At 36.9% G+C, this 22,057-nt stretch carries 15 protein-coding genes; 3 read left to right on the top strand and 12 right to left on the bottom strand.

Annotated elements, in window-relative coordinates; all coding sequences use genetic code 11:
- Positions 1-27: 27 nt before the first annotated feature.
- Complete coding sequence (locus PI23P_RS05420; protein ID WP_004569748.1) at positions 28-2,376, top strand: TonB-dependent receptor; 2,349 nt, start codon at positions 28-30, stop codon at positions 2,374-2,376.
- A gap of 301 nt (positions 2,377-2,677) precedes the next feature.
- On the top strand, positions 2,678-3,541 hold the full coding sequence (locus tag PI23P_RS05415) for a sigma-70 family RNA polymerase sigma factor (RefSeq protein ID WP_004569747.1): 864 nt from the start codon (positions 2,678-2,680) through the stop codon (positions 3,539-3,541).
- A gap of 65 nt (positions 3,542-3,606) precedes the next feature.
- Here the strand turns inward: PI23P_RS05415 and PI23P_RS05410 are convergent, their stop codons facing one another.
- The 11 genes from PI23P_RS05410 to PI23P_RS05360 all read right to left on the bottom strand — a co-directional run bounded on the left by PI23P_RS05410 (position 3,607) and on the right by PI23P_RS05360 (position 18,480).
- Positions 3,607-3,987, bottom strand: a complete 381-nt coding sequence (locus PI23P_RS05410; protein WP_238299979.1) for a rhodanese-like domain-containing protein — start codon at positions 3,985-3,987, stop codon at positions 3,607-3,609.
- Between the two features lie 106 nt (positions 3,988-4,093).
- Positions 4,094-5,821, bottom strand: coding sequence for a SulP family inorganic anion transporter (locus PI23P_RS05405; RefSeq protein ID WP_004569745.1), 1,728 nt, complete (start codon positions 5,819-5,821; stop codon positions 4,094-4,096).
- 67 nt (positions 5,822-5,888) lie between these two features.
- Positions 5,889-6,911, bottom strand: coding sequence for a Holliday junction branch migration DNA helicase RuvB (gene ruvB / locus PI23P_RS05400; protein WP_004569744.1), 1,023 nt, complete (start codon positions 6,909-6,911; stop codon positions 5,889-5,891).
- Positions 6,912-7,008: 97 nt separating this feature from the next.
- Complete coding sequence (locus tag PI23P_RS05395; protein WP_004569743.1) at positions 7,009-8,790, bottom strand: cytochrome c oxidase subunit I; 1,782 nt, start codon at positions 8,788-8,790, stop codon at positions 7,009-7,011.
- A 41-nt stretch (positions 8,791-8,831) separates the two neighbouring features.
- Positions 8,832-9,839: a cytochrome c oxidase subunit II gene (locus PI23P_RS05390; RefSeq protein WP_018941900.1), complete on the bottom strand. Its 1,008-nt coding sequence runs from the start codon at positions 9,837-9,839 to the stop codon at positions 8,832-8,834.
- A gap of 33 nt (positions 9,840-9,872) precedes the next feature.
- Complete coding sequence (locus tag PI23P_RS05385; protein WP_004569741.1) at positions 9,873-11,432, bottom strand: hypothetical protein; 1,560 nt, start codon at positions 11,430-11,432, stop codon at positions 9,873-9,875.
- A gap of 27 nt (positions 11,433-11,459) precedes the next feature.
- A complete protein-coding gene (locus PI23P_RS05380; RefSeq protein WP_026288402.1) occupies positions 11,460-12,008 on the bottom strand; it encodes a c-type cytochrome in 549 nt (182 codons plus the stop codon).
- Between the two features lie 10 nt (positions 12,009-12,018).
- On the bottom strand, positions 12,019-12,546 hold the full coding sequence (locus PI23P_RS05375; RefSeq protein ID WP_004569739.1) for a DUF3341 domain-containing protein: 528 nt from the start codon (positions 12,544-12,546) through the stop codon (positions 12,019-12,021).
- 2 nt (positions 12,547-12,548) lie between these two features.
- Positions 12,549-14,012, bottom strand: a complete 1,464-nt coding sequence (gene nrfD / locus PI23P_RS05370) for an NrfD/PsrC family molybdoenzyme membrane anchor subunit (RefSeq protein ID WP_004569738.1) — start codon at positions 14,010-14,012, stop codon at positions 12,549-12,551.
- Positions 14,013-14,034: 22 nt separating this feature from the next.
- Positions 14,035-17,094 (bottom strand): TAT-variant-translocated molybdopterin oxidoreductase, encoded by a 3,060-nt coding sequence (locus PI23P_RS05365; protein WP_004569737.1) that lies wholly within the window; start codon positions 17,092-17,094, stop codon positions 14,035-14,037.
- Between the two features lie 84 nt (positions 17,095-17,178).
- Positions 17,179-18,480, bottom strand: a complete 1,302-nt coding sequence (locus tag PI23P_RS05360) for a c-type cytochrome (RefSeq protein ID WP_004569736.1) — start codon at positions 18,478-18,480, stop codon at positions 17,179-17,181.
- 201 nt (positions 18,481-18,681) lie between these two features.
- Between PI23P_RS05360 and PI23P_RS05355 the strand changes: the two genes are divergently transcribed.
- Entirely contained in the window at positions 18,682-19,050 is a 369-nt protein-coding gene (locus tag PI23P_RS05355; RefSeq protein WP_004569735.1) for an SPOR domain-containing protein, read from the top strand.
- A 136-nt stretch (positions 19,051-19,186) separates the two neighbouring features.
- Here PI23P_RS05355 and infB read toward each other — a convergent pair whose 3' ends face one another.
- Positions 19,187-22,009, bottom strand: coding sequence for a translation initiation factor IF-2 (infB, locus tag PI23P_RS05350; RefSeq protein WP_004569734.1), 2,823 nt, complete (start codon positions 22,007-22,009; stop codon positions 19,187-19,189).
- Between the last annotated feature and the right edge of the window lie 48 nt (positions 22,010-22,057).

Raw genomic sequence — 22,057 nt, 5'->3', positions numbered from 1 at the left:
CTTTTTATTCGTTTTAAAATTTTTAAAATGAAAAAAATTACTTTTTTTTTATTCTTGTTTGCAAGTGCGCTTGTAAACGCCCAGTCATTTACGCTCAAAGGGAAAGTTGTAGATACAAACAATGCATATTTACCTGGAGCCACTATTTTAGTCAAAGAAACAAAACAAGGAACCTCGAGCGATTTTGAGGGAAACTTTCGTTTCAATCTTGAAAAAGGAACCTATACCGTTCAGGTTTCATTCATTGGTTATAAAACAGTTTCAGAAAAAGTTTCAATAACTGAAAACAGTCAAATCAAATTTTTATTAGTTCCGGACTCCACCGTCTTGGAAGAAGTCTTAGTAGCTGCAGTGCGCGTGAGTACTGCCGTTCCTGTCTCTTTTTCTAATTTATCAAAAAAGGAAATTGCCACACGTAATTTAGGACAAGACATTCCTATTTTACTAAACTATCTACCTTCTGTAGTCTCATCTTCGGATGCTGGGGCGGGAGTTGGATATAGCTATATGAGTGTGCGTGGATCAAATGGAGAACGGATTAATGTTACCGTAAACGGAATTCCATACAACGATCCTGAAAGTCATGGTACTTTTTGGGTAAATTTAAGTGATTTTGCTTCCTCCACAGAGAATCTACAATTACAGCGTGGAGTTGGAACGTCTACCAATGGCTCTGGCGCTTTTGGAGCAAGTTTAAACATCTTAACAGATGCAGCCTCTAATGACGCATTCGCAGAAATTTCTAATTCTTTTGGCTCTTTTAATACCCGAAAGCACACGGTGAAATTTAGTACAGGAAAGATTAATAAACACATAGAAATCGCAGGACGTTTGTCTAATATTTATTCAGATGGTTATGTAGATAGAGCGTTTGCTGACTTGAAATCATATTACCTACAAGGAAGTTATACCGATGAAAATACGCTGATAAAAGCAGTAACCTTTGGTGGAAAAGAAAAAACATACCAAGCATGGAATGGTTTGACCGCTAGCGAATTAGAAGAGGACAGAAGACAAAACCCGTACACATATGACAATGAAACCGATAATTATGAACAAAATCATTATCAGTTGCATTGGAATGAACGACTAAATGCCCAATGGTCTACCAATTTAGCTCTAAACTACACGAAAGGAGCAGGATACTTCGAGCAATTTAAAGAAGGTGAAGATGCTGTCGATTTTAACAATCTAATTGCAGATGGTAGTGATGTAATTGTAAGACGTTGGTTAGACAATGATTTTTATGTTGTAAACTTGAATGCCAATTATAAAACAGACAACCTAAATTTTATCTCAGGAATTTCGTATTCTGATTACAGTGGAGACCACTATGGAGAAGTAATTTGGGGCTCTGATCTATCTGAGGGGGTGAATATTAGAGATCGTTATTATTTTTCAGATGCAAAGAAAACTGATCTTTCGGTATTTGCGAAAGCGACCTTTGATATTACAGAGAAGTTAATTGGATACTTAGACGTACAAGGAAGATTTGTCAATTACCAAACACAAGGAATTACCAATGACATTGTACCCATTAATATAGATGCTAATTTTAAATTCTTCAATCCTAAATTTGGATTTACCTATAAAATCAATGAAAACAGCAGTCTATATACTTCATTTGCCGTTGCAAATAGAGAGCCAAATAGAAATGATTTTGAAAATGGTGTAGCTACACCTGAAACTTTAAATGATTATGAATTAGGCTGGCGTTTTAAGAGTGACAACGTTAAACTAACGATTAATAGTTACTTCATGGACTACAAGAATCAATTGGTATTAACAGGTGCCTTAAATGATGTAGGTGCACCCATTAGAGCAACCTCGGGAAGCAGCTATCGATTGGGTACAGAAATAGATGCAGACATCACAATTTCTGATAAATTTTCTATTAGACCAAATGCTACTTTTAGTGCGAATAAAAACAGGGACTTCTTCATTACTAAAGACGGTAATGCAACACCACAGTCTTTGGGAAATACCGATTTATCATTTTCACCAGACGTAATCGTTGGAAATATTTTCACCTATATGCCAGCAAAAAACGTACAACTCTCCCTCTTATCGAAATATGTTGGTTCGCAGTTTATGAGTAATTTCAGCAGTGAAGTTTCTACAAACGATGTTTTAGACAGCTACTTTACCTCTGATCTAAATCTTGTATACACACTAAAGACAAATAACATCTTTAAATCTGTTGTTTTTACCGCATTGGTAACCAATCTTTTTGATGCAGAATATGTAGATAGAGGGTATTATTTTACCTTCGATGATGATTACTCTAACCCAGGGACCGTAACTACTGTCGATGGAGCAGGATATTATCCACAAGCGACTAGAAATTTTCTATTAGGTGCGACTTTTAGATTTTAACTAAATTCTCTTTTTTTAAGTCATAATCGACTAAAACTTGTTAAAATAGACCCAAAGCGAGTGATTTTTAGTAGAAAATCGCTCGTTTTTCGTATATTGTAGGTTCATGAATTATACCATCCGCATTTTAAGAAAATCCACTCGAATTGGCCTTATTGTTAGCAATCGACTGGTTCAGTTCAAACTTCCCGCATTTTAAACCTCTCGGTATAAAAATGCTTACTTACTGCGTTTACAAGAGGTAGCCCTTTTTTAAAAGACCCCCTACTACCATCCACTATTAAAATCACAACCATATACCATGAGACAACTTAAAATTGTAAAACAAGTCACCAATCGCGATGCCGAATCTTTAGATAAATATTTCCAAGAAATTAGTAAAATTGGCCTCATCACTGCCGATGAAGAAGTTGAACTTGCACTAAAAATTAAAGTTGGAGATTCGAAGGCTTTAGATGCACTTGTAAGTGCCAACTTAAGATTTGTAGTTTCGGTTGCCAAACAATATCAAGGGCAAGGTTTAAAGCTATCTGACCTGATCAACGAAGGAAACTTAGGCTTGGTAAAAGCAGCAAAAAGGTTTGACGAAACCAGAGGATTTAAATTCATTTCGTATGCTGTTTGGTGGATTCGCCAATCGATCATGCAAGCCTTAGCAGAACAATCTAGGATTGTGCGCTTGCCTTTAAATAAAATAGGAAGTATCAATAAAATAAAAAAAATATATGCACGTCTTGAACAAAATGAGCAGCGCATGCCCACTCATAAAGAAATTGCAAAACAACTAGACATGACGGAAGCTGAAGTAGAACAGTCTTTAAAAAACTCTGGAAGGCATGTTTCTATGGATGCTCCTTTTAAAGAAGGGGAAGATTCTAATCTCTACAATGTATTGCAGTCAGGAGACTCCCCAAGACCAGACAGCCAGTTGATGGCACAATCCTTAAAAATTGAAATCGAAAGGGCGCTGGGTACACTTACTTATAAAGAGGCAAAAGTCATAAAAATGTATTATGGCATTGGAAACGAAGCCATGGCGAGTCTGGAAGAAATTGGTGAGAAATTCGACCTTACAAGGGAACGTGTTCGCCAAGTAAAACAAAAGGCGATTCGGAGATTGCAATCAGGCTCCAAGACACAGATGTTGAGAACTTATTTGGGTTAAAAAATACGAGCTTTAAGCTCGTATTTTTTTTGCAAAAAAAATTCATATGTGCCTCCCCACAATACCTATTTAAAGGATTGTTTTTCTTCTAAAATCCACTGCTGGTAGCCTCCGAGAACATTGACGACTTCAAAGCCTGCTTTTTTCAAAATTTTACCCGCTTTTGTGCTTCTCGATCCACTTCTACAATACAGGTAAACAGGTCTTAACTTATTCAATTTAGCTGTTACTACTTTCTCAAAACCAACATCAAAGTAATTCACAAAAAGTGCTGTTTTTATAGCTCCTCCTTTGATTTCTTCCGGCGTTCTAACATCCACTAGTTGAATTTCTCCTTTTTCAAGCAGTAACTTTAGCTCTTTCGTAGAAATTGAATTGAGTGCTTCCTGTCCACTGAAATTAAAAAAAAAGAAACTCATTAATAAAAAATACTTGCTCTTTTTCATTCTGATTTAAATTATTTCAATGTTTAAATGATCTATTTTAATCTTATCGGGACCACTTTCAAACGAATTTTACAAGCTCTCTAAAAGAAAGTTTTAACACATCTCTTTAAGTATTCGATTGCTGAATATATTTAGCATATTTTTCTTGAACTGCTGTATCTCCAGTTCTATAAAATTTCACTGCCTGATGAATGCCCATATAAAAATGCTGTCCATCAATTATTTCTAAAAAACCGCTTCTAAAAAATGCATCCCGAACAGGTCCTTTTACCCCAGCGAAATAAAATAAAAGCTGTTTTTTTTGAAAGAAACGAATCCGTTCTTTCAACATCTCAACTCCAGTACTATCTACTCTATTTATACTTTCTGCATCTAAAATAATCAATTTTAAAGCAGCACCCTTTTTTAGTGTTAAGTCATCCAATTTGTCCCGAAAATAGCTTGAATTTGCATAAAATAGCTGCGCGTCAAATCTTAATATTAGAATATCTTCATCTACAATAACTTCCTCAAATCGTTCTATATTTCTATAAAAATTAGAATTGGGTACTCTCCCTAATTCGGCAATGTGTGGCCGAGAGGTCCTAAAAACTAAAACAACTAAAGACAAACTTACACCCGCGCTTATGCCATACTCTATTCCTAAAAATAAAGTTGCTAAAAAAGTAACAAGCAGTAACCAAAAATCTAATTGGTTTGCCTTCCAAAGAAACTTTGCCTCTGTAAAATTAACCAATCCTAAAACTGCCACAATTATTATTGCTGCCAATATCGTTTTTGGTAGATAATAAAATAAAGGGGTCAAAAACAGTAAGGTGATCGCCACCATAAGTACAGAAATTAACGCTGCCATTCCTGTCTTTGCACCACTTTCTTCATTAATAGCAGACCGTGAAAAACTTGAGGCACTGGGATATGCTTTAAATAAAGAACCGAACATATTACTAAGTCCCAATGCTATTAATTCTTGGTTTGGTCTTATTCTATAAACGTCTTGTTTGGCTTCTAATAATTTACCAATAGAAATGGTTTCTAAATAACCAACCATTACTAAAGTCAATGCAATAGGTAATAATTCTCTTATTCGCTCAATATTAAATTCGGGCATACTAAAAGAGGGCAACCCAGACGGAATCTCTTTTACGATGGAAACATCTGACAAAACCGCTCCAAAATATTTCATAATTAAGATGCCCAGAACCACCACAATTAATGCATTTGGGATTCTCTTATCTATTTTTTTAGAGAGCATAATTAAGAAGATGGCGCACATCCCAATACTTGCTGTATTCACGCTAAAATCCCCTATTTGCAACCAGATATCTACAAGAATCGTATGCAACTGATCACTCTGGACAAAAGGAACTCCCAATAAATTTTTTAACTGATTTAAACCAATAATTATAGCGATCGCTGAAGTAAAACCTGTGATGACCGGTTTGGACAGGAAGTTTACAATAAAACCTAAATTAAAAACTCCCATAATAAATTGAATCGCCCCTACCATCAGAGCCAATAAAATAGCAATTGCAATATAATTATCAGATCCAACTACTGCCAAAGTTGAGACACCTGTTGCTACAATTAAAGAATCCATCGCTACCGGCCCAATTGCTACTTGCCGAGAAGAACCAAAAATAGCATATATAAGTTGTGGTATCAAAGCACAATACAACCCATAGATAGGAGGCAAACCTGCAATCAGCGCATATGCAATACCCTGTGGTATTAATACAATTCCTACGGTAACACCAGCCACTAAATCTCCTTTAAAAAGAACCTTATTGTACTTTGGCAGCCATTCTAAAATCGGCAGTATCTCTTTAATCTTCATACAGTCTTTTTAAGTTTTCCGGAAGCAACAAGATGTATCCTTAATTCATATGCCCTTTGTGTTAAAACTAAAAAAGCTCTCCGTGATTTTTCCCTTTTACTCTCCCTAAATGTTTGTATGCCAATTCCGTTACTTCCCTTCCTCTTGGTGTTCGCATAATAAAACCTTGCTGAATTAAAAAAGGTTCATATACTTCCTCAATGGTCTCTGTATTTTCACTTACAGCCGTTGCAATCGTAGACAGCCCTACTGGACCTCCTTTAAATTTATCTATAATGGTAACTAAAATCTTGTTATCCATTTCATCCAAACCGTGTGCATCTACATTTAATGCTTTTAACGCATATTTTGCGATTTCAATTGAGATAGTACCATTCCCTTTTATTTGCGCGAAATCACGCACCCTGCGCAATAATGCATTCGCTATTCTTGGTGTTCCTCTACTTCTGCCTGCAATTTCAATTGCCGACTCCATTGAAATAGGTACGTTTAAAATTTGGGCACTTCTTTGGATGATGGTGGTCAGCAAATCAGTTTTATAGTAATGCAACCTACTGCTGATTCCGAATCGAGCTCTCATCGGAGCCGTCAGAAGACCAGAACGTGTAGTCGCACCAATTAATGTGAAGGGCTCTAAATTGATTTGCACCGTTCTAGCATTCGGTCCGGACTCAATCATAATGTCTATCTTATAATCCTCCATAGCTGAATACAGATACTCCTCTACTATTGGACTTAACCGGTGTATTTCGTCTATAAATAAAACGTCACGTTCTTCTAAGTTGGTAAGCAATCCAGCCAGGTCTCCAGGTTTATCTAAAACCGGACCTGAAGTTACCTTAATACCTACCTGAAGCTCATTTGCTAAAATATGGGCCAATGTCGTTTTACCCAAACCCGGAGGACCGTGAAACAACGTGTGGTCTAGCGCCTCATTTCTTTGATTTGCAGCTTCTACAAAAATCTTAAGATTATCAATCGCTTGATCTTGCCCCGTAAAATCATCAAAAGAAAGGGGACGTAATTTTTTTTCTACATCTAAATCTTCGTTGGAAAGATTCGAATTTTCCGGATTTAAGTTTTCATTCATGAAGCAAAGATAATAGAATTAAAGAGGAAAAAACAAACTTGTTACAAAGCAAAAAGCCTCTCCATATTGGAGAGGCTTTTACTTTTACTTTATCGCTTTAAGAAGGAATTTCTCCTTCAAGCATTGGTGTTGTTTGCAATACAAAGTCTTCACCGTGTAGAAAACCACTTGCATCGTCATTTGCATCTATTCGCTTACTATAATCATATGCCCATCGGTGCACCTCTGGCAAACGCCCAGGCCAATTACCATGCACATGCTCCACAGGAGTTGTCCACTCTAAGGTATTCGACCTCCAAGGATTTTGCGTAGCTTTTTCCCCTCTGTACATCGAAATAAAGAAATTTGATAAGAAGAACAATTGTGCTGCTCCCCCAACTAAAGCAAATAACGTAATTACAACGTTTATATCTGCTAAATCATCAAACATTGGAAAATTTGTGTTGGTATAGTACCGTCTCGGTAATCCTGCCAAACCAATAAAGTGCATTGGCCAAAACACTCCGTAAGCACATACTATTGTAATCCAGAAATGCCAATATCCTAATGTTTTGTTCATCATTCTACCATACATCTTAGGAAACCAGTGATAGATACCTGCATACATTCCAAAAATTGCTGATACTCCCATTACCAAGTGGAAATGCGCAACGACGAAATACGTATCGTGAATATTAATATCTAAAGCAGAATCTCCAAGAACTAAACCTGTTAAACCTCCTGTTACAAAAGTTGATACCAAACCAATTGAAAACAACATTGCTGGATTTAATTGCAGATTTCCTTTCCAAAGTGTTGTGATATAGTTAAATGTCTTCACTGCTGAAGGTATCGCAATTAACAATGTTGTAAAGGTAAATACGGACCCTAAAAATGGATTCATTCCTGTAACAAACATATGGTGTCCCCAAACTACGGTAGATAGAAACGCAATTGCCAATATAGAACCAATCATCGCTCTATATCCAAAAATTGGTTTTCTAGCATTGGTAGATATAATTTCTGAGGTAATCCCCAAAGCAGGCAATAAAACAATGTACACCTCTGGGTGCCCTAAGAACCAAAATAAATGCTCAAATAATACGGGCGAGCCTCCTTGATAATGCAAAACCTCTCCTGATATAAAAATATCTGAAAGATAAAATGATGTCCCAAAACTTCTGTCAAAAATTAGTAGAAGCGCTGCTGAAAGTAAAACTGGAAAAGAAACGACACCAATGATGGCGGTCACAAAAAATGCCCAAATTGTCAAAGGCAACCTGGTCATTTTCATTCCCTTTGTCCGTAAATTTAAAACGGTTACAATATAATTCAATGCTCCAATTAAGGAAGATGCCACAAAAATAGCCATTGAAACCAACCATAAAGTCATTCCCATTCCTGATCCCGGAATTGCCTGTGGCAAAGCACTTAAAGGGGGATAAATTGTCCATCCTGATGCTGCAGGCCCCGCTTCAACAAATAAGGATATCACCATTATAACACTTGAAACAAAAAATAACCAATAGGAAACCATGTTTAAAAAACCTGACGCCATATCTCTTGCACCAATCTGCAAGGGAATTAGTAAATTCGAAAATGTACCACTTAAACCCGCAGTCAATACAAAGAAAATCATGATCGTTCCGTGTATTGTAACCAATGCTAAATAAATATCTGGATCCATGATCCCGTCTGTTTGATGAGAACCTAGAAAAGCCTCCACTAATGAAAATGAAGTTTCTGGCCAAGCCAATTGTAAACGAAATAACATTGACATTAATACAGCTATGATTCCCATGAACATCCCGGTTACCAAAAACTGCTTAGAGATCATTTTATGATCCTGACTGAAAATATATTTTGTTACAAATGTTTCTTTATGATGATGCTCTGACATAATATCTTACGTATTTGTGCTGTTTTTTTTCTAAAAATAAATTATTTAATCACTTCTGATAAGGTAAGCTGCTCTCCGATCCATTCATCGAACTCGTCCTGCTCTACCACCGTAATTTTCATTTGCATGTTGTAGTGGGATGCTCCACAAATCTTATTACATAACAATAAATAATCAAAAATATAAGGATCCTCTCCCTTTGCTCTTCTTATTTTATTAATCCCTATAGACTTCTCGATAACTTCCGACTGATTTCTCATTTCTGCCGTAGTAAATTTTGGTGTAAAACCAAATTGAGTCACCATTCCTGGAACACAATTCATCTGTGCTCTAAAATGCGGCATATACGCCGAATGCAATACATCTTGAGATCTAAACTTGAAGTGTATTTTCCTTCCCTTTGGCAAATACAACTCAGTTACCTGTTTGTCATCTGCAGCATTTACATCTGTCATATCCACACCCATTGTGTTCATGCCTTTGATAAAGTTTACATTCCCAAAACCTAAAGTGTTGTCTGCTCCTGCATACCTGGCTTTCCAATTAAACTGTTGCGAATACACTTCGATCACAATGGGATCTTCCAAATCAGACAAGTCCATAATGCTGTTCCACTGCCACAGACCGTAACTTACCAGACCGACCAATACAATTGATGGCGTTACCGTCCAAATAAACTCTAATTTATGACTGTCTGCATAAAACTTGGCTTTATTATTTTTGTTACCTCTGTACTTAAAAGTAAAGTAAAAAATCAAAAACTGCATCCCAAATTGCACGATACCGATTAACCAGAATGTAATTTTAAATAAATTGTCATCATGTTCGCCCTCAATAGAAGCCGACTCAGGCAACATTATCACGTTCATGAATATCAGGCAATAAATCATCATTGCGTATAAAAAAGCCATAAAAACAATGGCATATTTACCTTGAGCATCGTTGTCCTTATCATTGGCTATAGACCCCCTAAAATTCATGATTCTAGTAATCTGCCAAAAACTTACCCCGATCGCAACACCTATAAAAATATAAAATAGAGCTAGCATATGTATCTTTTCTTAATTTAATTCAACTATTTATTAATGATCAGCTGATCCTTCTCCTGTGTGTTCGATATTATAATAATGGAAATGCTCACTTTCTTTCAAGAAAGGATTTCCTTTTGGAATTGCATTCGCTTTTGAAAATGCATTTAACGTTGTATAAATTAACAAGCCAATAAAGAAACACAACGCACTCAACTCTGGTATTCCAAAGAACCATTGTGCACCAACTGTTGATGGCATTATCATAATAAATACATCAATATAATGTCCTGCTAAGATAACCACTCCTCCAATGACAACAAACCAAGGTTTGCTTTTAAAATCACTATTTAACAAAAGTAATATTGGAAAAACAAAGTTCATCACTACCATGCCTAAAAATGGCAACTTATACTCTGTAAACCTCATTACAAAATACGTAGTCTCTTCCGGGATGTCTGCGTACCAAATTAACATAAACTGCGAAAACCATAAGTAGGTCCAAAAGACTGAAAACCCAAACATAAACTTCGCTAAATCGTGAATGTGACTGTCATTAATACCTGGTATCGCCCCTTGTTCACGCAAATAGATAGTAAAAAACGCAATCACTGTTAGCGCACTAACCAATAAGGTGGACAATACGTACCATCCGAATAACGTTGAAAACCAATGCGGATCTAATCCCATGATCCAATCCCATGACATCATAGATTCTGTGATCATGAAAATAAATAAAAATATTACGGAAGCATTGAAGTTTTTCTTGTAAGTCTTGTTGCCGTCGTTAGCAGTATCTTCTTTGATTGAACTTTTTCTGATAAAAAATCGATATACATTCCATGCGACTAGGTAAAGAATACTTCGCACCATAAAACCAGTAGAATTCATCCACCACGATTTACCATCTACAATGGCATCATAATTTTCACTTGCAGGGTCTACAGTACCGTCTGCCATCCATGGAAACAAGTGATTCATGTGCATCACTGATGCTGCAAGCAACAAAATCATGAGAATAGATGTTGGCAATAAATTTGCCGAGATTGCTTCCATCACTCTTAAAATGACAACGGACCAACCTACTTGAGCAACTCTCTGTATTGCATAGAAAGCTAAAACTAATAATGTAATTCCCAAAGAGAAAAATAAGGCCACATAAAAAGCTGACCACGGTCTGTTCTGTAATTGATGTAAAACATGTTCTTCGTGCTCTTGAACATCGGAAACACTGTGTTCTTCTTCTACAGATTGGTTCTCATTTGTATGTTTTTCAGTGTGCCCCTCTACAGCTTCATGTGAACCCGCAACGTTGTGCTCTTCTTTTGAAGAGTAACTTTTGGTTCCATTTTCTTCCGAATGCGAATCTCCATGTTCATCCGCAGCGTGTGCCTCAATTTCTGAAGCATGCTCCCCTTCACCATCTCCTTCTGCGTGTACTGCTGCTGCTCCATGTGACTCTCCATGGCCACTACTGTGAGATGCAGCGATTACCTGCTTTGCATCTTCTATGGTCTTTTGAGAACCATTATAAAAACTGAAGACAGTTCCTATTAGACCAATAATTATTAGTGCTAATGAAAATGTTTTTAACTTACCTGAGAATTGATACATATCTTTCGTATTCTTTCTTATTGTGCTTTATTTTAACAAATCTGCTCTTAATACTTCTACGTATTGAATGATTTGCCACCGTTCATTGTATGTCAACTGCGAAGAATGCGAACCCATTAAATTGATTCCATGCATTAAAATGTGGTATACACTTCCTTCTGTAATATCTCTATCCTTATAATTCGGAATTCCTAAAAACTTTTCTGAAGTTGACAAATATCCGTTTCCATCCCCTTTTTTACCGTGGCATGAAATACAATAGATCGTATACATTTTCTTACCGTTTTCAAGATTTTTCTCGTTCTTATCCAGCGGAGATTTCAAGCTTAATTTTGCTTCCGCATACCCCTCTGCAGTATCTGCAATATCGTATGCCGGCGTTCCTCCTCGCGTCAATGTTTTGAGCACTGGTTTGCTATTTACTGGCTTTCCTCCAAGACCTTTTGCTCCATCTGCTTTGTAAGGAATAGATTCATACATGTCTGGCATGTACTGTGCTTGCCTTGTTTTATTGTCATTACAAGACAGTATGCTTGTAAGAACTACTAACCCGATAATTAATTTAAAATTCTTCATTATCTCTATATTAGTGCTTATCTACTATATTAATTTCTACAGCTCCTGTTTTCGCTAATAAAGAAACCAAAGCTTCCTCATTATTGTTTACTGGGATTTCCATTAAAAAATGATCATCTGTAGTTCTTGGATCTGGATTCTCTGCATCTTTAAAAGGCCATATTCTACTTCTCATATAAAAAGTAATCACCATTAAGTGTGCCGCAAAAAATACGGTCAACTCAAATATAATTGGAACAAACGAAGGCATGTTTTCTATCCATGAAAAACTTGGTTTTCCACCAATGTCCATCGGCCAATCTTCAATCATAATATAATTTGTCATCCAAATAGCAAAGGCCAAACCAGTAATCCCGTAAAAAAATGCGGTAATGGCAATTCTTGTAGGTGCCAATCCCATTGCTTTGTCCAGACCATGGACTGGAAAAGGACAAAAGACCTCTTCAATATGGTGATGCGCAGCTTTCACCTCTTTTACTGCATCTAACAACACTTCGTCGTCTGTATAAAATGCATGAATAACTTTTGATGCTTCCATAATTATCCGTTTAAATTGTTATCAGAACGACCGTTAATTGCTGAACTATCAGTTGCGATAATTGCAGGTTTTGTAGGAATTCCTTGTGCTCTTCTCTTCTTGTAAAATTCTCCAGAAGATTTTAATATTGTTTTCACCTCTGCTTGGGCAATTACGGGGAATGTTCTTGCATATAATAAAAACAATACAAAGAAAAATCCAATAGTACCTATAAAAATCCCGACATCTACAAAGGTAGGCTCAAAACGCCACCATGTAGACGGTAAATGACCTTTACTTAATACAATTGCAATAATATCAAAACGCTCAAACCACATTCCTATGTTTATCGCTATCGAAATAATAAAAGTGATGATAAAACTTCTTCTAAATTTTTTAATCCACAACAACTGAGGTATTAATATATTAAAAGTAATCAGTGACCAAAATGCCCAAGCATAAGGACCTGTTGCCGCTCCTACAGAAAGATAAGTATAATTTTCATAAGGTGAACCAGTATACCAAGCGATGAAAAATTCGGTACCGTATGCTACCGCTACAATTCCACCGGTTAAAATAATTACCATGTTCATGTACTCTACGTGCATCCTTGTAATGTAATCTTCCAAATTTGTTACTTTTCTCATAATTCCTAACAAGGTTTGTACCATCGCAAATCCTGAAAAGATTGCTCCTGCAACAAAATAAGGAGGAAATATTGTTGAGTGCCATCCTGGATTGATAGAGGTAGCGAAATCCATCGATACAATTGTATGCACCGACAATACCAAAGGAGTAGCTAAACCTGCAAGTACCAGAGATACTTCTTCAAAACGCTGCCAATCTTTTGCTCTTCCTGACCATCCAAAAGAGAGTAAGGCATATATCTTTTTTTGAAAAGGCTTTACTGCGCGATCTCTTATCATTGCAAAATCTGGAAGTAAACCTGTCCACCAGAAAACCAATGACACTGATAAATACGTTGAAATAGCAAAAACATCCCATAACAAAGGAGAGTTAAAATTTACCCATAAAGATCCGAACTGATTCGGAAGTGGTAACACCCAATAGGCATTCCATGGACGACCCATGTGAATAATTGGAAACAATCCTGCTTGAAAAACAGCAAAAATTGTCATTGCTTCAGCAGATCGGTTAATTGCCATTCTCCATTTTTGACGAAATAATAAAAGCACTGCTGATATCAATGTACCTGCGTGACCAATACCAACCCACCAAACGAAGTTTGTAATATCCCAAGCCCAACCAATGTTCTTGTTCAATCCCCAAACTCCAATACCAGTTCCTACGGTATAAAAGATACATCCAAATCCCCAAAGCATTGCTGCTAAAGAAATATAAAATGCAATGTACCAATTCTTATTTGCTGCGCCTTCTATGGGCTTTGCAATGTCCTCAGTGATATCGTGATAACTTTTATCACCTAATACTAAAGGTTCTCTAATGGATGCTTCGTAATGAGACATATTTTTATATCTTAAATTTAAATTACGCTTCGTTTGTATTCACGACTTTTACTTGATATACTACATTTGGCTTCGTTTGAAGATAATCCAAAACGTGGTATGCTCTTTTATCTTCCGCTAGCGCTGTAACTTCGTCTTCTTTATTATTTACATCTCCAAAAACCATAGCCCCTGCAGTACATGCAGCCGAACAAGCTGTTTCAAACTCATCTGTATTGACTGGTCTTCCTTCTTTCTTAGCTGTTAAAATAGTCGCTTGTGTTTTTTGAATACACATAGAACATTTTTCCATTACTCCTCTTGCACGTACTACAACATCTGGGTTTAATACCATCTTGCCATATTCATTGTTCATGTTAAAGTCGAACTCATTATTATCCGCATACTTAAACCAGTTAAATCTTCGAACTCTATAAGGACAGTTGTTTGCACAATATCTTGTACCTACACATCTGTTATACGTCATTTGATTCTGACCTTGACGACCGTGGGTTGTAGCTGCTACTGGACAAACCGTCTCACATGGAGCATGGTTACAGTGCTGGCACATCATTGGCTGGAAGGTAACCTCAGGATTTTCTGCTTCCGTTTCCAACGCTTGATACGTAGCTGCTGTGCTCAAACCTAATTCTTTAGCATCTTCTCTTGTTTCTACTTCCGAAGAATAGTATCTGTCAATACGCAACCAATGCATATCTCTACCCACTCTTACCTCATCTTTCCCTACAACAGGTACATTGTTTTCAGCATGACAAGCTACCACACATGCTCCACAACCTGTACACGAAGTTAAATCAATTGATAAATTGAAATGATGCCCCATGTCTCGATTGTGCTCCTCCCATAAATCTATGGTTTTTGCTTCCACCTCTTTGTGATCATAAGAAACATACGCTGGCTTGTTCCAACCATTTTTATGATCTTTAGGAGCAACCGTATTGTAATCTTTTAAAGAAACTACTTTTAGAATATCATGACGACCCGCAATTGTTTTTTGCACTTGTGTACAAGCAAACTTATGCGTCCCCGCTACTTTGTCTATTGTAACGTTGTATTGAATGTTCTGCCCTCCTGAATATAAAGGATATGCATTTACACCTACCTTCATTTCCTCTTTTAAACCAAATGTTTTTCCAAAACCTAATGCTAAACCTACAGACCCTTTAGCCTGACCAGGTTGTACCATCACGGGAACAACTGCAGATACGCCATTTACCGATACCTTCGCATAATCTCCGTTAATTGCACCATTGTCCTTTACAGGATTTGAAAAACCCAATTCTCTAGCATCTGCCATAGACATGGTTAAGTAATTATCCCAAGAGGTTCTAGTAATTGGATCTGGAAACTCTTGCAACCATGGATTGTTTGCTTGTTTTCCGTCTCCTAAACCAGTTTTAGTATATAGATTCAACTCCATTGCTGAAGTTTTAATACTTTCTTTTAATGCACTCACTACTGTTGAAATAGCAATGGAAGTACTTTTTAAATTCCCAGAAGCATTGATATTCTTAGTATAGAAACCATTGTGCAAGGCTTTATTCCACGAAGACCCATCTAAGATATTTGTCGTCCAAAAGGACTTTAAATAATCATAATAATCTTCTGTACTCCCAGACCACTTTAATAAAACGTCTTGTAACTGACGTGTTTTAAATAAGGGTTGGATCGTTGGTTGAACTAAACCGTAACCTGATTCAGTAAACTGGGTGTCCCCCCAAGATTCTAAGAAATGTGTTGTTGGCAATGCATACTCCATTGCATTCACAGTTTCATTGTTTTCTACTGACAAAGCCACTTTTAAATCAACCTTTGACAAGGCCTCTGTAAACTCGGCAGCATTTGGCAGGGTGTAAGATGGATCGGTATTTATTGTCAATATCCCTCCTACTTTTCCAGCCTTCATGTCTGAAACCACCTCTTGAACTTTCTCAAAACTACCTTGACGAATATTCAATGTATTGCTCGTGTCTAGTATTTCGCTTCCTAAAAGAGTATTAATTTCTAATGCAATTAACTGTGCATTTTTATCGTTTATCCCAGTCATCACAACTCCTTTCGAACCTGCCTTTCTGAGTGCTTTTGCTAACTTTTTAATTTCTGCGTCAATCGGCGTAGCTTGTAAAGAAACCGATTTTCCTGAAAGCTCCTGATACAAGTTTAACAAAGAAAAAACAACATCCGACGGTTTAGCTATCAAGCGCTTATCGGCATTTGCTCCTGTAAGAGACATGTTGCTTTCTACCTGAACATGGTAAGACATCTTTCCTGTTTCTGGCTTTCTGCCTGCTACATATGCTTTTTCAAAACCACCGTGAAAATCGCCTAAAAAATCTGCGCCAAAGGAAACAATTGTCTCCGCATTTTGTAAACTGTAATTTGGCAATGCTCTTCTTCCATACACAGCTTCAAATGCATCAACAGCGGCGTCTTCAGAAATAGCATCGTAAATAACGTGCTTTGCATTGGGATAGGCAGCAATAAAGTCTTCAACAACTTTCGATGTTGATGGACTAGCCATGGTTCCAGAAAGTAAAACAACCTGTGTGTTTGCTTCCTTTAAAGAATTTAATTTCTCTAAAATCTCTTTATCCGCATCTACCCAAGAAATGGCAGCACCCTTCTTCGTTGGCTCTTTTAGGCGCAATTGCTCGTCATAGAGAGAAAGCACTACTGCTTGCACTCTTGCGCTCGTTGTTCCGCCTGCTTCTTTATTGGGCATTATTTGGATAGGTCTGCCTTCACGTGTTTTGATTAAAACATTTGCAAAATCAAAACCATCTGCAACAGAAGTAGCATACCAATCCGCTATTCCAGGCATGATATCATTGGGCTTTACTACGTAAGGAATCGATTTAACCACCGGTCCCTCACACGCTGCTAATGAAGCTGCTGCCGTTGTAAAGCCAACATACTTTAAGAAATCTCTACGTGTAGTAGAAGAAGTCTCTAAGGTTTCTTTATCTCCTAAAAAATCTTCTGTAGGAATGTCCGATACAAACTCGTTTTTAGTAAGCGTTTCAACAACAGAACTTCCTTTAAGTTCTTCAACACTTTTCCAGTATTTTTTGTTTAAAGCCATTTATACTTTTTTATTTAATGATTGAAAGATGTAAGAGGCTGAAACAGCATTCTATATCTTTTAATTTTTGAGTCTTTTACTTTTTTAATAATGACATTTACCACATTCTAAACCACCCAACTGTGCGATAGTAACTTTTTCTACCCCGTATTTAGTCGCTAATTCATCATGTATTTTTGCGTAATAATCATTTCCTTTTAAATCAACATTTGTTTCTCTGTGGCAATTGATACACCAACCCATTGTCAAAGGAGAATACTGATACATTTCATTCATCTCTTCCACAGGACCATGACATTTCTGACACTCTATCCCTCCAACAGTAACGTGCTGTGCGTGGTTGTAATACACGAGGTCTGGTAAATTGTGAATACGTATCCATTTGATTGGCTTCTCTACTCCGGTATACACCCGCTCTTCAGGATCCCAACCTGCAGCATCATATACTTTTGCAATTTCGTTGTCCAATCGCTCCTTTCCATAAATCTCTCCGTTCCACTCCAATTCTGTTCCCTCTGCTACTTCTGCAATTGCTTTGTGACAGTTCATACAAACATTTACGGAAGGTATTCCTGAATGCTTACTGTGCTTCGCAGATGAGTGACAATATTGACAATCTATTTTGTTTTCTCCTGAATGTATTTTATGTGAAAAAGCAATAGGCTGAATTGGTTGATATCCTTGATCGATACCAATCGTCATCAAACTTCCAAAAAAGAGATAGATGCCCATCAAAACTAGAAATATAACAAGCAATATTTTCAGGAATGTATTTTTCTTGACACCCGCCCAAAGTTCTTGTAAGTCTCTCTTTAGATTTGATTTGGAATCCGCCTTTTTCTTTCCTTTTAACTCATTCACTTGTTTCAGCAAGCTCGCAATCATTAAAAACGCAACAATAATCGCAGCTGCTAAGAAATAGATAACCCACGAAGGAGCTCCGCCATCTACAACTACATTCCCTCCGATGGTTGTTTCGCCAGCCGCAGGTACCTTTTTAATTTCACCTACTGTTGTGTAATATAAGATATCGTCTATGTTGGTATCTGTTAGCTGTGGAAAAGCATTCATAGCAGATGTACTATACAATGCCGCCTGCGCTGCTTCTGCATTTACCTTTTGAAATTCTGCATTATTTTTGATCCACGACTTTAACCAAGAATTCTCCCTACGCTCCTCCACACCACCTAAAGCGGGACCTACTAATTTCTTGTCTAATTTATGACAAGAAGCACACAAGGATCTAAATAATGTACGTCCTTCTTTATGACGAGCTTCATCTATATCTTGGGAAAAAGACGAGATACTGAACGCAAAAAACAAAAGCAATGTAAGCCCTTTTAAAAGTACCGAAGTTCGTTTATTCTGCAATGCTACACTTTTCATATTTACAAACTATAATTTTACTATTGTGTATAAAATCGTCCAGAAAATACAACTGCTGAACACTCCTACAAAAGTAATACATATTGCTAAATTTTGAAAAGCTAATAGAATCTTAAATATCAATTTATAACCGTTCTAAATAGCTAAAGAAATCAATGTATTCTTTGATAAATGCGTATTTTTAAGGTCAAGTTTTAACCCATGAAAAATAGATTATTTATAAAGATATTTGCATGTTGCGCATTTGCCAGTGGACCAATTTTACACGCTCAGGATGCCGTAAATAATGCAAAAAAAATTTCTAATTTATTAGAAAAAAAACGAAGTTACAACATCTCAAAAGGAAATGGATATTGCATTCAAATCTATTACGGAAATGAATTAGCTGCAAAAAAAAAGAGTGCTGCATTTAATGCTTTATTTCCTGAAGCACCTGCCACACTTGTTTATAACGATCCAGAATGGAAAGTACAGGTAGGTACTTATAAAACAAAGCTTGAGGCAGATAGGATAAATTTAATTTACCAAAAGGAATTCTCTGCCACCATCGTAGTTCCTCTCGGAAAATAACATTATCAGCTTCTTTTGTTCGAAAACGAACCTTTGTCCTTTGACAATAAGGCTAATCCGTGTAAATTTCATAAAACAGTGCATAAAAAAGCCGGAATTCAAATGAATTCCGGCTTTTACTTTTAATTGTAACTCTTTATTTTAACTTTTTCTTAACGGCTACTTCTTTGTATGCTTCTATTAAATCTCCTTCTACAATATCATTGTAGTTCTTAACTTGTACTCCACAATCATACCCCTTAGCTACCTCTCTTACATCGTCTTTAAAGCGTTTTAAAGCAGTAAGCGTTCCATCATGAACCACGATGCCATCTCGAATGATTCGGATCTGGGAATCTCTGAAAATCTTACCTGACATTACCATACAACCCGCAATATTTCCAACTTTAGAAATTTTATAAACTTCTCTAATCTCAACATTACCAGTAACCTCTTCTTTCATGACAGGAGATAACATTCCTTCCATAGCATCTTTCAGATCGTTTATTGCGTCATAAATAATAGAATATGTTCTAATATCTACTTCCTCTCTATCTGCTATTAATCTTGCATTTCCTTGCGGTCTCACATTAAATCCTACAATAATTGCATCCGAAGCAGTGGCTAATAATACATCACTTTCTGTAATCGCTCCAACACCTTTGTGTAGTATATTTACTTGAATTTCTTCGGTTGATAGTTTCTGGAAAGAATCTGTTAACGCCTCTACTGAACCATCTACATCTCCTTTTAAAATAATATTCAACTCTTTAAAGTCACCCAATGCAATTCTACGTCCAATTTCATCTAAAGTTAAGGTCTTCTGAGTTCTCACGGATTGCTCGCGCTGTAATTGAGATCTTTTTGAAGCAATCTGTTTCGCCTCTCTTTCATCATCAAAAACAACAAACTTATCTCCTGCTTGTGGTGCACCATCCAGACCTAATATCGATACTGGTGTTGATGGACCTGCAACTTTTAAATTGGTTCCTTGATCATCAAACATGGCTCTTACCTTACCACTGTGTTTACCTGCTAGCAAATAATCTCCAATCTTTAAAGTTCCCGCTTGCACTAAAATTGTAGAAACATATCCTCTACCTTTGTCTAACAAGGCCTCTACTACTGCTCCAAGCGCATTTTTATTTGGATTGGCTTTTAACTCTAAAATTTCCGCTTCTAACAAAACCTTTTCTAACAACTCAGGAATACCTTCTCCTGTTTTTGCTGAAATATCTTGCGACTGAATGCTTCCTCCCCATTCTTCAATTAATAGATTCATTGAAGATAATTGTGTTTTCACGTTGTCTGGATTCGCATTTGGTTTGTCAATCTTATTGATTGCAAAAATAATTGGAACTCCTGCTGCCTGCGCATGAGAAATTGCTTCCTTTGTTTGCGGCATCACATCATCATCTGCTGCAACTACAATAATTACTAAATCCGTTACTTGTGCTCCACGGGCACGCATTGCGGTAAACGCCTCGTGACCAGGAGTATCTAAAAATGCTATTTTTTGCTCTCCCACACGAACTGAGTACGCACCAATGTGCTGTGTAATTCCTCCGCTTTCCCCATCAATAACATTCGCCTTTCTAATATAATCTAACAATGAAGTTTTTCCGTGATCTACGTGACCCATTACTGTAATAATTGGCGCACGTGTTAATAAATCTTCCGGCTTGTCTATTACCTCTTCAATAGATTCCTCAACCTCTGCTCCTACAAACTCAACTTTGTGATTAAATTCTTCTGCAACAATAACTAATGTCTCCGCATCTAATCGCTGATTCATTGTTACCATCATTCCTAAAGACATACAAGCCGAAATAATATTCGTTACTGGCACTTCCATCATCGTTGCAACCTCACTTACGGTAACAAATTCTGTTACTTTAAGAATTCTATTGCCCAATGCTTCTGCCTCTAACTCTGCGTCTGAGTGTTCTCTTCGCGCATCTCTCTTATTTCTTCTATATTTTGCACCTTTTCCTTTGGAAGATTTTCCCTGAAGTTTTTCTAAGGTCTCCCTTACTTGCTTCTGAATATCTGCCTCTGTAGGCTCTTCTTTTTTAACGTTCGCAGCTGGCCTTACGTTTGCTCTCGATTTGTTGTATGGACCTCTCCCGTTTCCTGCTCTGCTTGGTACTGCACCTCTAGCTGCACTTCTACTTCCCGGCGCACCAATTTTAGTAACAATACGCTTTCGCTTCTTACGAGGATCTAAAGCGGCTTCTTTTTTAACTTCTGGCTTCTTCTTTTTGGGCTTCTCAAATTGTTTTAAATCAATCTTCGCTCCTGTAAAGTTTGGACCATTTAGTTTTTTGTATTGCGTTTTAATCGCTTCTGCATTTTCTGCAGTAATCTCCTGAACTTTCTCTTCTGCTTTCGCGGTATCTTTTTTAACTTCAACCTTCTTCAAAGCCTCTTTTTCCACTCCTGAAACAGGTCTAACAATCTTAACTTCCTTCAATTCGGCAGCTTCCTTAACTACTGGTGCTTTTGCTACTGGTGCTTTTGCTACATCTTTTGGAGCCTCGACAGCTTTCACCTCTGGAATTGCTGCAACTTCTGGAATTTCTGGAGTAACCACAACTTCTTTTTTAGGAGCTCGTTTCCCAAGATTGTCGATATCTATTTTACCTACCGTCTTTACCTCTAATTTTTGAGCTTTTGCCTTCAGAACTTCTTCTTTCTTCGCATCTTCTGCTCTCTTTTCCTCCTGCTTCGCTTCTAACGCTGCACGAATTGCTTCTTTTTCCTTTCGCTTTTCTACACCAACTTCCTTAGAAGCGGCCTTTTTGCTAGCATCTGTTTGGAAACCATCCAGCAGGACTTGATAGACTTCACCAGAAATTTTAGTAGTAGGTCTAGATTCAATTTCATGACCTTTATCTGCTAAATATTCTACCGCTCTATCTAGAGAAATATTTAAATCTCTTAAAACCTTATTAAGCCTCGTTGTTTTGCCTTCAGACATATATTATATTTTAACCTTTAATTTTGTAAAAAAAACACTCTCTTACGT

Origin of the sequence: Polaribacter irgensii 23-P (assembly GCF_000153225.1) — a bacterium.
GTDB classification, from domain to species: domain Bacteria; phylum Bacteroidota; class Bacteroidia; order Flavobacteriales; family Flavobacteriaceae; genus Polaribacter; species Polaribacter irgensii.
The sequence above is the reverse complement of the archived record's forward strand: the minus strand, read 5'-3'. Positions and strand labels throughout refer to the sequence as shown.